At 65.0% G+C, this 13,061-nt stretch carries 16 protein-coding genes; all 16 read left to right on the top strand.

The features are described from left to right. Positions 1–54 precede the first annotated feature (54 nt). The 16 genes from IE083_RS06770 to IE083_RS06845 all read left to right on the top strand — a co-directional run bounded on the left by IE083_RS06770 (position 55) and on the right by IE083_RS06845 (position 13,058). Positions 55–1,035: a KpsF/GutQ family sugar-phosphate isomerase gene (locus tag IE083_RS06770; RefSeq protein ID WP_189352857.1), complete on the top strand. Its 981-nt coding sequence runs from the start codon at positions 55–57 to the stop codon at positions 1,033–1,035. 8 nt (positions 1,036–1,043) lie between these two features. Continuing rightward, positions 1,044–1,568: a 3-deoxy-manno-octulosonate-8-phosphatase KdsC gene (kdsC, locus tag IE083_RS06775; protein ID WP_189352858.1), complete on the top strand. Its 525-nt coding sequence runs from the start codon at positions 1,044–1,046 to the stop codon at positions 1,566–1,568. Beyond that, on the top strand, positions 1,565–2,128 hold the full coding sequence (lptC, locus tag IE083_RS06780) for an LPS export ABC transporter periplasmic protein LptC (protein WP_189352859.1): 564 nt from the start codon (positions 1,565–1,567) through the stop codon (positions 2,126–2,128). Before kdsC ends, lptC begins: the two co-directional genes overlap by 4 nt. Further along, positions 2,118–2,627, top strand: coding sequence for a lipopolysaccharide transport periplasmic protein LptA (gene lptA, locus IE083_RS06785; RefSeq protein WP_189352860.1), 510 nt, complete (start codon positions 2,118–2,120; stop codon positions 2,625–2,627). The genes lptC and lptA overlap by 11 nt, the downstream gene beginning before the upstream one ends. Continuing rightward, a complete protein-coding gene (gene lptB / locus IE083_RS06790) occupies positions 2,624–3,352 on the top strand; it encodes an LPS export ABC transporter ATP-binding protein (RefSeq protein WP_189352861.1) in 729 nt (242 codons plus the stop codon). The genes lptA and lptB overlap by 4 nt, the downstream gene beginning before the upstream one ends. Before the next feature lie 3 nt (positions 3,353–3,355). Next, positions 3,356–4,798: an RNA polymerase factor sigma-54 gene (locus IE083_RS06795; protein ID WP_189352862.1), complete on the top strand. Its 1,443-nt coding sequence runs from the start codon at positions 3,356–3,358 to the stop codon at positions 4,796–4,798. Between the two features lie 62 nt (positions 4,799–4,860). After that, on the top strand, positions 4,861–5,181 hold the full coding sequence (hpf, locus tag IE083_RS06800; protein WP_189352863.1) for a ribosome hibernation-promoting factor, HPF/YfiA family: 321 nt from the start codon (positions 4,861–4,863) through the stop codon (positions 5,179–5,181). A 163-nt stretch (positions 5,182–5,344) separates the two neighbouring features. Further along, entirely contained in the window at positions 5,345–5,809 is a 465-nt protein-coding gene (ptsN, locus tag IE083_RS06805) for a PTS IIA-like nitrogen regulatory protein PtsN (protein ID WP_189352864.1), read from the top strand. Continuing rightward, complete coding sequence (gene hprK / locus IE083_RS06810) at positions 5,802–6,758, top strand: HPr(Ser) kinase/phosphatase (RefSeq protein WP_189352865.1); 957 nt, start codon at positions 5,802–5,804, stop codon at positions 6,756–6,758. The genes ptsN and hprK overlap by 8 nt, the downstream gene beginning before the upstream one ends. Next, on the top strand, positions 6,739–7,581 hold the full coding sequence (rapZ, locus tag IE083_RS06815; protein ID WP_189352866.1) for an RNase adapter RapZ: 843 nt from the start codon (positions 6,739–6,741) through the stop codon (positions 7,579–7,581). The genes hprK and rapZ overlap by 20 nt, the downstream gene beginning before the upstream one ends. Before the next feature lie 6 nt (positions 7,582–7,587). Beyond that, complete coding sequence (locus IE083_RS06820; RefSeq protein ID WP_189352867.1) at positions 7,588–7,950, top strand: NusG domain II-containing protein; 363 nt, start codon at positions 7,588–7,590, stop codon at positions 7,948–7,950. Further along, complete coding sequence (locus IE083_RS06825) at positions 7,931–8,458, top strand: Gx transporter family protein (protein WP_189352868.1); 528 nt, start codon at positions 7,931–7,933, stop codon at positions 8,456–8,458. The genes IE083_RS06820 and IE083_RS06825 overlap by 20 nt, the downstream gene beginning before the upstream one ends. Beyond that, the gene (locus tag IE083_RS06830; RefSeq protein WP_189352869.1) at positions 8,445–9,071 is read left to right on the top strand and encodes a flavin prenyltransferase UbiX; all 627 of its coding nucleotides are present in this window, start codon (positions 8,445–8,447) and stop codon (positions 9,069–9,071) included. The genes IE083_RS06825 and IE083_RS06830 overlap by 14 nt, the downstream gene beginning before the upstream one ends. After that, entirely contained in the window at positions 9,058–10,554 is a 1,497-nt protein-coding gene (locus IE083_RS06835; RefSeq protein WP_189352870.1) for an NAD(P)H-hydrate dehydratase, read from the top strand. The genes IE083_RS06830 and IE083_RS06835 overlap by 14 nt, the downstream gene beginning before the upstream one ends. Next, positions 10,551–11,450, top strand: coding sequence for a DMT family transporter (locus IE083_RS06840; protein WP_189352871.1), 900 nt, complete (start codon positions 10,551–10,553; stop codon positions 11,448–11,450). The genes IE083_RS06835 and IE083_RS06840 overlap by 4 nt, the downstream gene beginning before the upstream one ends. A gap of 78 nt (positions 11,451–11,528) precedes the next feature. Further along, positions 11,529–13,058 (top strand): sensor histidine kinase, encoded by a 1,530-nt coding sequence (locus IE083_RS06845; RefSeq protein WP_189352872.1) that lies wholly within the window; start codon positions 11,529–11,531, stop codon positions 13,056–13,058. Positions 13,059–13,061: the final 3 nt, after the last annotated feature.

Raw genomic sequence — 13,061 nt, forward strand, 5'->3', positions numbered from 1 at the left:
ACTTGCACCCGCCAGGCGGTGCCCGGCGATTATAAGCTGATATAATTGCGCATTATGAAAAATGACCAAAAACAATCCTGCCTCGCACTGGCGCGCGAAGCCCTCGCCATCGAGGCCGCCGCCATTAGCCGGCTGGCGTCGCGGCTGGACGACAGCTTCAGCGCGGCGGTCGAACTAATCCTGGCCTGCGAAGGCCGGGTGGTGGTCAGCGGCATGGGCAAGTCCGGCCACATCGGCAACAAGATCGCCGCCACGCTGGCCAGCACCGGCACGCCGGCGTTTTTCATGCACCCGGCGGAGGCCGCCCACGGCGACCTCGGCATGCTGACCGAGCGCGACATCCTGCTGGCGCTGTCCAACTCCGGCGAGAGCGACGAATTGCTGGCGCTGCTGCCGGCGTTGAAGCGCAAGGGCGTGCCCATCATCGCGCTGACCGGGCGCCCGCAGTCGACGCTGGCGACCGAGGCCAGCATCCACCTCGACGCCGGCGTGGAGAAGGAAGCCTGCCCGCTGGGGCTGGCGCCGACCGCCAGCACCACCGCGGCGCTGGCGCTGGGCGACGCGCTGGCAGTGGCGCTGCTCGACGCGCGCGACTTCAAGCCGGAAGACTTTGCGCTGTCGCATCCCGGCGGCAGCCTCGGCCGCAAACTGCTGGTCCACATCAGCGACCTGATGCACGGCGGCGAGGCGCTGCCGCGGGTCAGCAGCGGCAGCAGCCTGAAGGACGCGCTGCTGGAAATGACGCGCAAGGGCCTGGGCATGACCGCGGTTTGCGCCGCCGACGGCCGCCTGCTCGGCATCTTCACCGACGGCGACCTGCGCCGCACGCTGGACAAGAGCCTGGATCTGGCCGGTCTCTGCATCGACGACGTGATGGCACGCCAGCCGCGCACCATCGAGTCACACCGTCTGGCCACCGAAGCGGCCAACGAAATGGAACACCACAAGATCAACGGCCTGCTGGTCACCGACCGCGCCGGCAATCTGGTGGGCGCCCTGAACATGCACGACCTGCTCAAGGCAGGCGTGGTCTGAGAGACACCATGCAAACCATCACCGAACTGGCCAAACGCACGCGACTGCTGATCATGGATGTGGACGGCGTGCTGACCGACGGCCGCATCTTCATCACCGCCAGCGGCGAAGAGCTGAAAGCGTTCAACACCCTCGACGGCCACGGCCTGCGCATGCTGCAGTCCACCGGCGTGCAGCTGGCGATCATCACCGGCCGCGACGCGCCCGGCGTCGCCCACCGCGCCCGCGGCCTCGGCATCGACCACTACTACGCCGGCGTGCACGACAAGCGCACCGCACTGGCCGAGCTGCTGCACAAAACCGGCCTTGCCGCCGAAGACTGCGCCTACATCGGCGACGACGTCATCGACCTGCCGGTGATGAGCCGCGTCGGCCTGGCGGTGGCGGTACCGGATGCGCCCAGCTTCGTGCGCCAGCACGCCCACTTCGTCACCGGCTGCAGCGGCGGCCAGGGCGCGGTGCGCGAACTGTGCGAACTGATCCTGCAGGCGCAGGGCAACTACGACCGCCTGATGGCCGGTTACCTGGCATGAACCGCGCCGCCCGCCTGTTTCCGCTGGGCCTGATGCTGGGCATGGCTCTGCTCGCCTTCTGGCTCAACGTGCTGACCATGCAGCGCGACGATGCCCCGGCCAAGCTCGACCTGAGCCGCCCGGAATACACCATCAACCGGCTGACGGCAAAGCGCTTCGACGCTCAGGGCCGGCCGCAGCAGTACCTGCAGGCGGCCCAGATGTGGCAACTGCCGCGCAATCCGAATGTCTATCTCAGCAAGCCGCGCATCGAGGTCTTCCTGCAGGGCATCCCCGACTACACGGTGACGGCCGCGGCCGGGCGCTACCACAAGCAGCAGAAAACGGCGGACTTCAGTGATAATGTGCGCTGGGAGCGCAAGGCCACCACCGCCGCGCCGGCCATCCTGCTGCAAACCTCGGTGCTGCACGTCGACACCGTGGCGCGCAGCGCCAGCAACCGCGCGCCGCTGGTAGCCGACTACGGCACCTCGCGACTGAAATCGACCGGCTTCATTTACCAGCAGGACAGCGGCCAGCTGAACCTGCTGTCCAACGTAAGGATTACCTATGCGCCATAGTGTGCTGATCGCGCTGACCGCCCTCGTGCTGAGCGCCCCTGTCATGGCTGAGAAGGCCGACAGCGAAAAACCGATCGAACTGTCCGCCGACCGCGGCTCGCTGGACCAGAAAAAAGGCGTGACGGTATGGGAGGGCAATGTCGTGGTGGTGCAGGGCACGCTGAACCTGAAAGCGCAGCGCGTGACCGTGACCCGCGACGCGCAGGGCAACCAGCAGCTGCAGGCGCAGGGCAGCCCGGTCACCTTCCGCCAGAAGGTCGACGGCAGCAATGAGTACGTCGAAGGCAGCGCCAGCAACGTCCACTACAACACTGCGGCCAACCTTGCCACCCTGACCGGCAATGCCCGCGTCAAGCGCGGCCAGGACTCGGTCAGCGGCGCCGTCATCGTCTACAACACCGCCACCGAGACCTACCAAGCCAGCGGCGGCACCGCCGCCAGCGGCAACAGCGGCCGCGTGACGGTGATCCTGCAGCCCAAAGCACAGGGCACGCCATGACAGCTAGCCAGCTTTCCATCCAGCACCTGAAGAAGACCTTCAAGAAGCGCACCGTGGTGCGCGACGTGTCGCTGGAGATCGCCAGTGGCGAGGTGGTCGGCCTGCTCGGCCCCAACGGCGCCGGCAAGACCACCAGCTTCTACATGGTGGTCGGCCTGATCGCCGCCGATGCCGGCGAAATCCGCCTCGACGGCCAGACCATCACCCACCTGCCTATCCACCAGCGCGCGCGGCTCGGCCTCGGCTATCTGCCGCAGGAAGCGTCGATCTTCCGCAAAATGACGGTGGACGAGAACATCCGCGCGGTGCTGGAGATTGCCGGCCTGAAGGACGAGGAGCTGGAAAACGAGCTGACCCTGCTGCTGGACGACCTCAACATCAGCCACCTGCGCGACAGCAACGCACTGGCGCTGTCCGGTGGCGAACGCCGCCGCGTGGAAATCGCCCGCGTGCTGGCCACCCGCCCGCGTTTCATCCTGCTGGACGAGCCGTTTGCCGGCGTCGACCCGATCGCGGTGATCGACATCCAGAAGATCATCGCCTTTCTCAAGGAACGCGGCATCGGCGTGCTGATTACCGACCACAACGTGCGCGAAGCGCTGCGCATCTGTGACCGTGCCTACATCATCTCCGAAGGCAGCGTGCTCGCCTCCGGCCTGCCGGAAACGCTGGTACTGAACGAGCAGGTCCGCCAGGTGTATCTGGGCGAACACTTTCATCTGTAAGCCATGAAACAGACCCTCCAGCTCAAAACCAGCCAGCAACTCACGCTCACCCCCCAGTTGCAGCAATCGATCAAGCTGCTGCAGATGTCGACGCTGGACCTCAGTACCGAGCTGGAGCGCTACCTGCTGGAAAACCCGCTGCTGGAGCGCGCCGACAGCGACAGCCACGACGAGCCCGACAGCCCGTTGCCGGTGCTGACACCCGGCGGCGACACCCCGGCGGCGGACAGCGGCAGCGAGGCGGAGCGACCGGAAACGGACAGCAACCGCGACGACGGCGAACTGCTCGGCGACTGGGGCAGCAGCGGGAGCGGCAGCAGCCGCAACGATGACGACGACGAGTTCGACCCCATTCTCAACACCCCGTGCCGGCCGTCGCTGCGCGAGCACCTGACCGCGCAGATGGGCGAAACCCAGCTCAGCCAGCGCGACAAGGCGCTGATGTCGCTACTGATCGACGAGCTGGACGACGACGGCTACCTGCCGACCCTGCTGGACGACATCGCCGCCGAGCTGCCACTGGAGCTGGAAGTGGAAGGCGACGAGCTGGAGTGCCTGCGCAAGCTGCTGACCCAGTTCGAGCCGACCGGCATCGGCAGCCGCAACCTCAGCGAATTTCTCAGCCTGCAACTGCAGCAACACAGCGCACCGGCTGCGGTGCGCCAGCTGGCGCTGGACATGGTGCAGCAGCACCTGCCGCTGTTGGGCAACCGCGACTTCACCAAACTCAAGAAGCTGCTCGCCATCGACGAGCAGCAGCTGAAAACCGCGCACGCGCTGCTCGCCAGCCTGCGGCCGCGCCCCAGCAGCGGCTTTGACCAGGGCGAGACCCACTACGTCGCGCCCGACATCCTGGTGGTGAAACGCCAGCAGCGCTGGGTGGCGCGCCTCAACCAGGGCACCCTGCCCAGGCTACGCGTCAACCAGATGTATGCAGGCATGTTACAACAGAAGGGCGGCAGCCATAATCTGGGCGGCCAGCTACAAGAGGCGCGCTGGCTGGTAAAAAACATTCAACAACGGTTTGACACCATCCTGAAAGTGGCAGAATCTATCGTTGACAGACAGCAAGCGTTCTTTGAACAAGGTGAAGTGGCCATGCGCCCGCTTATCCTGCGAGACATCGCAGAGGAACTCGGCCTGCATGAGTCAACCATTTCCCGTGTCACCACGCAGAAATACCTGCTGTGCAGCCGTGGCTTGTTCGAACTCAAATATTTCTTTGGCAGTTCGGTCGATACTGACAGTGGTGGCGAATGTTCCGCCACCGCGATCAAGGCACTGATCCGGCAGATCATCGATGCGGAAGACCACAACAAACCGCTGTCTGACAGCGCCATTGCCGACAGGCTGGTCGCGCAGGGCATACAGGTTGCAAGACGTACCGTAGCCAAGTATCGTGAAGCCATGCAGATACCGCCGGTCAGCCAGCGCAAGATTTTTTAGGTTGTTCATAACAAGATCGCCATGCCCGATCCGGATATGGCACCAACAGAAGGAGTTAGGGTATGAACCTCAAGATTACCGGCCTCCACCTCGACGTAACCCCGGCGCTTCGTGACTACATCGAAAGCAAACTGGAACGCATTACCCGCCATGTCGACAATGTGATCGGTGTCAGTGTGACACTGTCTGTCGACAAACTGGTACAGAAAGCCGAAGTCAATGTCCATCTGGCAGGCAAGGACATCCATGCCGAAGCCACCGAAGCGGACATGTATGCGGCCATCGACCTGCTGACTGACAAACTGGACCGTCAGGTACTGAAATTCAAGGAAAAACTGGTCGAGCATCGCGCCCCGGTACCGCAAGAGCAAGCGTCGCTCTGATCAGGATTTGCCGAACAAAAAACGGATAATGCAAGCACTGCTTGCTTATCCGTTCTTTTTTTGGATACCGTTTTTTCTCCTGACGATCATCCTGCGCTTTCCGCTATGGTATTCCGCGGACTCGGCGTAGAATGGCCCTCGATTTTTTCGGGCAAATGGCATTATGGGCTTGATCAGTAAAATACTCTCCATGGACAACGTCATTGCCGACATGGACGTTTCCAGCAAAAAACGACTCTTCGAACAAGTCGGCCTGATGGTCGAGAACAGTCACGCCATTGCGCGCAGCGATGTCTTCGACAGCCTGTTTGCCCGGGAAAAACTCGGTTCCACCGGCCTGGGACAAGGTGTTGCCATCCCGCACGGCCGTATCAAGGGCCTGAAAGAGGCCACCGGCATCTTCATCCGCCTGAAGGCGCCGATTCCGTTCGACGCCCCCGACGGCAAACCGGTCTCGCTGCTGTTCGTGCTACTGGTACCGGAGCAGGCCACCGACATCCACCTGCAGGTACTGTCCGAACTGGCACAACGCTTCTCCAGCAAGGCGCTGCGCGAGCAGATGAACGATCCCACCTGCGACGCGCAGAAACTGTTTGACCTGATTTCCGACACCCCAGACCATGCCTAATATCAGTGTTCGCCGCCTGTACCAGGACAATCAGCACAAGCTCAACCTGAGCTGGGTCGCCGGCCGCTCCGGCTCCGACAACCTGATTTCGAATGATGAACAGCGGCCAACCCAGGCACTGGTCGGCCACCTCAACTTCATCCACCCCAACCGCGTCCAGGTCCTTGGCCTCGCGGAAGTGGAATACCTGAACAAGCTGGAACAGGCCGCGGCACGGACCGCGCTGGACCAGCTGTTCCATCGCACCATGGCAGTGGTGATCGTCGCCAATGCGCAGCCGGTGCCCAATCTGCTGCGCGACTATTGCCAGAGCCACAATGTGCCGCTGATGAGTACGCCGCTGGAAAGCCCGTATCTGATGGATGTGCTGCGCATCTATCTGGCACGCGCGCTGGCGGTGTCCACTGTGATGCACGGCGTGTTCCTGGATGTACTGGAAATCGGCGTGCTGATCATGGGCGATTCGGCAATGGGCAAGAGCGAGCTGGCACTGGAGCTGATCTCGCGTGGTCACGGCATGGTTGCCGACGATGCGGTCGAGCTGTACCGCATCGGTCCGGAAACGCTGGAAGGCCGCTGCCCGGTCCTGCTGCGCGATTTCCTCGAGGTGCGCGGCCTCGGCATCCTCAACATCCGCACCATCTTCGGCGAAACCGCGGTGCGCCCGAAAAAGGTGCTGAAGCTGATCATCCACCTGATGAAGGCCAACGATCAGGCGATGCAGACGCTGGACCGTCTCAACATCCAGTCCGAAACACAGGACATCCTCGGCGTCACCGTGCGCAAGGTAATCCTGCCGGTAGCCGCCGGCCGCAACCTGGCAGTACTGGTCGAGGCCGCGGTGCGCAACTACATCCTGCAACTGCGCGGCATCGACAGTACCCGCGAATTCATAGACCGCCACACCAACCTGCTACGGGACCAGGAACATGCAGCTGATTTTGATTAGCGGCCTGTCCGGCTCCGGCAAGTCCGTCGCCCTGCGCCTGCTGGAAGACAACGGCTACTACTGCGTCGACAACCTGCCGGCCACCATGCTCACCGACGTGGTGGCGCTGTACAGCGAACAGGGCTACCAGCATGTCGCCATCAGCGTCGACACCCGCTCCGCACCAACGTTGGCCGCATTGCCGCAGGTAATGACCAGCCTGAAAGCGCTGCAGGTCGATGTGCGCCTGATCTATCTGGAAGCCACCACCGAAGTGCTGGTACAGCGCTTTTCGGAAACACGGCGCCGCCACCCGCTGTCCGGCAACGGCCTGACGGTGGAGGAATGCATCCGCCTCGAACGCGAGATGCTGGAGCACATCCACGAACTGGGACACCGCATCGACACCAGCCACCTGTCCGCCAACGCGCTGCGCGCCTGGGTCAAGATGTTGGTCGATGCCGACGCCGACTGCCTGACGCTGGTATTCGAATCATTCGGCTTCAAGCACGGCCTGCCACTGGACGCCGACTTCGTGTTCGACGTGCGCTGCCTGCCCAATCCCTACTACGAAGTCGCGCTGCGGCCGCTGACCGGCCAGGACGAGGCGATCTGCCGCTTCTTCGAAGGCGAGGCCAGCGTGACGCAGATGCTGGCCGACATCTGCCAGTTCCTGCAAAGCTGGCTGCCGCGCTTCCGCCAGGACAACCGCAGCTACGTCACCGTCGCCATCGGCTGTACCGGTGGCCAGCACCGCTCGGTCTACCTCGCCGAACAACTGGCCAAGGCCTTTGCCGGCGAACAGGTCCTGCTGCGCCATCGCCAACTACCCATCAAAAAATAAGCGGCGATGTTCAAGGCCGGTGATTACCTGGTGCTGCTGACACTGTGCGCACTGTTGCTGGCGGCCTTCCTGCAGCTCGGCCGTCACGCCGGCGAGGCAGACAGTGTCATCGTGCGCCAGAACGGCACCGAAACCGTCCGCCTGCCGCTGCGCCTGAACCGGCTCCATGTCGCCCGCGGCCCGCTGGGGCTGACCGAAATCGAGATTCACAATGGCCAGGCCCGCATCCGCCGCGACCCTGGCCCGCGCCAGTACTGCGTACAGCAGGGCTGGCTGCGCCACAACGGCGACATCGCCGTGTGCCTGCCCAACCGCGTCAGCATCGAGTTGACCGGCCCGCGACAAGCCCATGACTCGCTCGCCTACTGAACGCACGCTGCAAGCCAGCGCCGACGATCACCGCATCGCCAGCCTGGCCGCGCTGGCCATCGCGCTGGGCATGGTTGATGCCGCCATCCCGTCGCCGCTACCCGGCGTCAAGCCGGGGCTGGCCAACATCATGACCCTGTTCGCGCTGCACACCCTTGGCTGGCGCGCCGCAGTGTGGGTCACGCTGCTGCGCGTCATCGGCGCCGGCCTGCTGCTGGGCAGCCTGTTCACCCCCGGCTTCTGGCTCAGCCTCGGCGGCGCGCTGGCCAGCCTGCTGCTGCTGGGCGCCTGCCGGGTGCTGCCAGAGCGCCATTTCAGCCTGGTCAGCCACAGCCTGCTGGCAGCACAAGCCCATCTGCTGGGACAATTGCTGCTGGTCAGGCTATTCCTGATTCCATACGACAATATACTGGTACTGTTCCCGCCGCTGGCGCTGGCCGCCCTGCTTAGCGGCGCGGCCAACGGTCTGATAGCAAGCCATCTGGTACAAGTGCATGACAAAGATTGACACCGTTACCGTCGCCCTCACCGGCGCCTCCGGCCTGCCCTACGGCCTGCGCCTGATCGAGTGCCTGCTGCGTGCCGGCAAGCGGGTGTGGGTGATGTATTCGCAGGCGGCGCAGGTGGTGGCGAAACAGGAGATGAACCTGACGCTGCCCTCACGCCCGGAAGCCTTCCAGCAGTGGCTGCAAGAGCGCTACCAGGCCGCCGACGGCCAGCTGGCGGTGTTCGGGCGCGAGGCCTGGTTTGCGCCGCCCGCCTCCGGCTCCAACCCGGCCGACGCGATGGTGATCTGCCCGTGCTCGATGGGCACCCTCGCCGCGGTGGCGCACGGCATGAGCGACAACCTGATCGAACGCGCCGCCGACGTGATGCTGAAGGAACAGCGCAAGTTGGTACTGGTACCGCGCGAGGCACCGCTGTCGGTGATCCACCTCGAAAACATGCTCAAGCTGGCCCACCTCGGCGTCTGCATCCTGCCGCCGTCACCCGGTTTCTACACCCACCCGCAGACCATCGACGACATGGTCGACTTCGTGGTGGCGCGCATCCTCGACCAGTTGGCGGTACCGCACCAGCTGCTACCGCGCTGGGGAGAGAGTCACCATGCCGGCGAATGAACGCGCGCTGATCGACGCCGCCGCGCTGCGGCAGTGGGAGCAGCAGGCGGCACAAGCCGGCCTCGACCTGATGGCCCGCGCCGGCGCCGCCATCGCGCAGTGGCTGCGCCAGCACTACCCGCCGCCACGCCAGCTACTGTTCGCCGCCGGTAGCGGCAACAACGGTGGCGACGCGCTGATCGCGGCGCGGCTGCTGCTGGCCGATTACGTGGTCGGCGTGTGGCAACCGCAGCCGCCTATCACTGCCGCCGCGCAGGCGGCCGGGCAGCAGTACCTCGCCGCCGGCGGCCGGCTCGACAGCGCACTGGCCGCGCTCCCACCGGCCGAAGTCCTGATTGACGGCCTGTTTGGCGCCGGGCTGAACCGGCCGCTGGACGCCGGCTGGCAGGCAGACCTCGCCGCGCTGGACGCCCTGCCCTGCCCGCGGGTGGCGCTGGATGTACCCAGCGGCCTCGATGCCTGGAGCGGCTGCGTGCAGGGTGCAGCCCTCCCCGCCGACCATACCCTGGCGCTGCTGTGCCACAAGCCTGGGCTGTTCACCGCCGACGGCCGCGACTACAGCGGCAGCGTCGAGCTATTGACTCTCGACTGCCCGCCGGCGCTGGTACCGGCGGCACAGGGCGAGCTACTTGCGGCCAACCTTGCGTCGCTTAAGCGCCGTCACAACAGCAACAAGGGCAGCTTCGGCAGCGTCAGCATCATCGGCGGCTGCGCCGGCATGGGTGGCGCCGCGCTGCTCGCCGGTCGCGCCGCGCTGGCGCTGGGGGCCGGCAAGGTGCGCATCCACAGCCTGGATGCACGACTGGCGCTGGACCCGCTGTGGCCGGAGCTGATGATCGCACCGCTGGGCAACAGCAGCCTCGCCGCCGATGAGGTGGTCGCCATCGGCCCCGGCCTCGGCCAGAGCCCGCAGGCGCACCGCATCCTCGCCAGCGTACTGGCCCATCCAGGCGCGCTGTTGCTCGATGCCGACGCGCTCAACCTGCTGGCCGGCGACGATGCCCTGCAGCAACAGCTGCGCCAGCGGCCGCGCCCGGCGGTGATCACCCCGCATCCGGCCGAGGCGGCGCGCCTGCTCGCTTGCAGCACCGTTAGCATGCAACAGGATCGCCTCGCCACGGTGCGCCGCCTTGCGGCCAAGCTTGGCGTGATCGCCGTGCTCAAGGGCGCCGGGTCGCTGCTCTGCGGCCCCGACGGCTACTACCGGCTGTGTGCGGCCGGCAACGCGGCGCTGGCCAGTGCCGGCCAGGGCGATATCCTCAGCGGCAGCATCGCCGCGCTGCTGGCACAAGGCCAGGACGAGACCACCGCCGCCGGCAACGCGGTATGGCTGCACGCCAGCGCCGGCGACCGCTATCTGGCCGACGCCGGTGGCCCGATCGGCCTGCGCGCCAGCAGCACGCTGCCGCTGATGCAGCAGCTGCTCAACCAGCAACTCGCCGGCAGCGACCACGATCTCCACCACAGAAAGCCCCCGTTTTGACCTCGCAACAAAAAGCCTACCTCTACGGCCTCGGCGCCGTGCTCGCCTGGTCCACCGTGGCCACCGCCTTCAAGATCAGCCTGCAGCACCTCAGCCCGGCGCAGCTGGTGCTGTACGCCAGTACCTTTTCGCTGCTGTCGCTGCTGTCCATCCTCGCCTGGCAGGGCCGCCTCGGCGAGCTGCTGCCGGCACTGCGCCAGCACTGGCGGCGCTCGCTGCTGCTGGGCGCGGTCAATCCCTTCGTCTACTACCTGATCCTGTTCCAGGCTTATGACCTGCTGCCGGCGCAGGAGGCGCAGGCGCTCAACTACACCTGGGCGCTGACCATGACCCTGCTCGCCATCCCGGTGCTGAAGCAGAAACCGCGGCCGCAGGATGCGCTGGCGGCGCTGGTCTGCTACGCCGGCGTGCTGGTGATCGCTACCCGCGGCCAACCTTTGGCGCTGGAATTCAGCAATCTGGCCGGTGTCGGCTATGCGCTGGCCTCTACCGTGCTGTGGGCCGGCTACTGGCTATTCAATACCCGCGACCGGCGCGAGCCGGTGCTGGGGCTGACGCTGAACTTCCTGTTCGCACTGCCGCTGGCCTGGCTGTGGTGCCTGTGGCGCGGTGAGCTGGGCGCGGTGGCGTGGCAAGGCATCGCCGGCGCCGCCTATGTCGGCGCGCTGGAGATGGGCTTCACTTTCGCGCTGTGGCTGGCGGCGATGAAGCTGACCGGCAGCACCGCACGCATCGCCAACCTGATCTTCCTGTCGCCGCTGCTGTCGCTGTTGCTGATCTACCTGCTGATCGGCGAACAGATCCTGCCCTCCACCCTCAACGGCCTGGCGCTGATCCTGGGCGGCCTGATCCTGCAAAAAATCCCCTTGCCGCACCGCACCGCCAGCGGCGGCTGAAAAAACCGCTGCAACAGTACACCGGGCGCCAGCGGCTGCGTTACCATGATCAACGCTTTATCAGCACAAGGTAACGACATGAACAGCATAAAAAGCCGGCTGGCAATCTGGATCATCTCGGTACTGTCCATCGTGATGGGCCTGACCGGCTTCCTGAGCTACGAGGCCGCCCGTGACACCGAGGAACGCGACTACCTGCTGCTGAAGCAGGGCCTGCAGGAGCGGCTGGCGCTGTCGCTGCCACACGGGGTGTGGCAGCTGGACGACCAGTTCATCCGCCTGACGCTGGACGCGGAGCTGAAATCGGCGGCGGTGGTCGGCCTGATGGTGGAAGGCGATGCCGGGCTGTTCTTCGGTCGCATGCGCAACCCGGACGGCCGCATCACCTCGCTGGCCAAAGCAGCACCGCCACCACATGACGAAATACTGCTGCTGCCCATCCTGTACCAGCAGCGCAACAATCTCGGCCAGATCACGGTGTACCTGTCGCGCGGCAAGATTGCCACCCGCCTTGCCAACGAGCTGACCCGCCAGGTCGTGCAGGCACTACTGATCAACCTGCTGCTGTTCATCATCCTGATCGCCGGCCTGAAACGCTACGTGTTCTCGCCGTTGCACGAGCTGCAGCAAGCGCTGCAGGGTGCCGCCAGGCTGGAAGCCGAGGCCGACCGCTGCCTGCCGCAAAGCCGCTACAGCGAATACGCCGAGCTGGTCGGCGGCGTCAACCTGATCATCCACAAGATCAGCCGCGAGCTGGGCCTGCGCCGCGGCGCGGAGCAGGCCGCCATTGCGGAAAAGGAACGCGCCGAAGTCGCCTACCGGCAATTGCTGGACACCCAGAACACACTGGTGGAAACCGAAAAACTGGCATCACTGGGCGGACTGGTGGCCGGTGTGGCACACGAAATCAACACCCCGGTCGGCATCACCCTCACCGCCGCCTCGCACCTGGCACTGATCACCGGCCAGGTCGGGCAGCAGTTCCAGAGCGGCCAGATCAAAAAAAGCGAGCTGGAGCGCTACCTGACCGACGCCCGCGAATCCACCGTGCTGATCCTGAGCAATACCGAACGTGCGGCCAACCTGATCCAGAGCTTCAAGCAGGTCGCCGTCGACCAGACCAGCGAAGCGCGCCGCCAGTTCGACATCGCACACTACATTGGCGAAATCATTACCAGCCTGCGCCCCAGGCTGCGCCACCGCAAGGTGGAGATCGATATCGACTGCCTGCCCGAGCTGCAGATGGACAGTTACCCCGGCGCCCTGTCGCAGGTACTGACCAACCTGGTAATGAACGCACTGCTGCACGCCTACGACGACGACGCCGAAGGCCGCATCCGGATCTGTGTCGATACGCTGGCCGGACAGAAAATCCGGCTATCGGTGACCGACGACGGCAAGGGGATTCCTCCGGAAAACCTGAAACGCATCTTCGAGCCCTTCTTCACCACCCGCCGCGGCGATGGCGGCAGCGGCCTGGGCCTGCACATCGTGTTCAATATCGTGTTCAAGCGGCTGGGCGGCACGATCCGGGTTGACAGCACCGTCGGGGAAGGCACATCTTTTATTCTGGTGCTGCCATGTACGGCACCTGAAACGGCCAACTAAAGG

The sequence above is a fragment of the Vogesella fluminis genome (genome assembly GCF_014652335.1).
GTDB lineage: Bacteria > Pseudomonadota > Gammaproteobacteria > Burkholderiales > Chromobacteriaceae > Vogesella > Vogesella fluminis.

Coding starts and splice junctions, on each gene's coding strand:
- IE083_RS06770 (WP_189352857.1), top strand. CDS start 55: ATGAAAAATGACCAAAAACAATCCTGCCTCGCACTGGCGCGCGAAGCC.
- kdsC (WP_189352858.1), top strand. CDS start 1,044: ATGCAAACCATCACCGAACTGGCCAAACGCACGCGACTGCTGATCATG.
- lptC (WP_189352859.1), top strand. CDS start 1,565: ATGAACCGCGCCGCCCGCCTGTTTCCGCTGGGCCTGATGCTGGGCATG.
- lptA (WP_189352860.1), top strand. CDS start 2,118: ATGCGCCATAGTGTGCTGATCGCGCTGACCGCCCTCGTGCTGAGCGCC.
- lptB (WP_189352861.1), top strand. CDS start 2,624: ATGACAGCTAGCCAGCTTTCCATCCAGCACCTGAAGAAGACCTTCAAG.
- IE083_RS06795 (WP_189352862.1), top strand. CDS start 3,356: ATGAAACAGACCCTCCAGCTCAAAACCAGCCAGCAACTCACGCTCACC.
- hpf (WP_189352863.1), top strand. CDS start 4,861: ATGAACCTCAAGATTACCGGCCTCCACCTCGACGTAACCCCGGCGCTT.
- ptsN (WP_189352864.1), top strand. CDS start 5,345: ATGGGCTTGATCAGTAAAATACTCTCCATGGACAACGTCATTGCCGAC.
- hprK (WP_189352865.1), top strand. CDS start 5,802: ATGCCTAATATCAGTGTTCGCCGCCTGTACCAGGACAATCAGCACAAG.
- rapZ (WP_189352866.1), top strand. CDS start 6,739: ATGCAGCTGATTTTGATTAGCGGCCTGTCCGGCTCCGGCAAGTCCGTC.
- IE083_RS06820 (WP_189352867.1), top strand. CDS start 7,588: ATGTTCAAGGCCGGTGATTACCTGGTGCTGCTGACACTGTGCGCACTG.
- IE083_RS06825 (WP_189352868.1), top strand. CDS start 7,931: ATGACTCGCTCGCCTACTGAACGCACGCTGCAAGCCAGCGCCGACGAT.
- IE083_RS06830 (WP_189352869.1), top strand. CDS start 8,445: ATGACAAAGATTGACACCGTTACCGTCGCCCTCACCGGCGCCTCCGGC.
- IE083_RS06835 (WP_189352870.1), top strand. CDS start 9,058: ATGCCGGCGAATGAACGCGCGCTGATCGACGCCGCCGCGCTGCGGCAG.
- IE083_RS06845 (WP_189352872.1), top strand. CDS start 11,529: ATGAACAGCATAAAAAGCCGGCTGGCAATCTGGATCATCTCGGTACTG.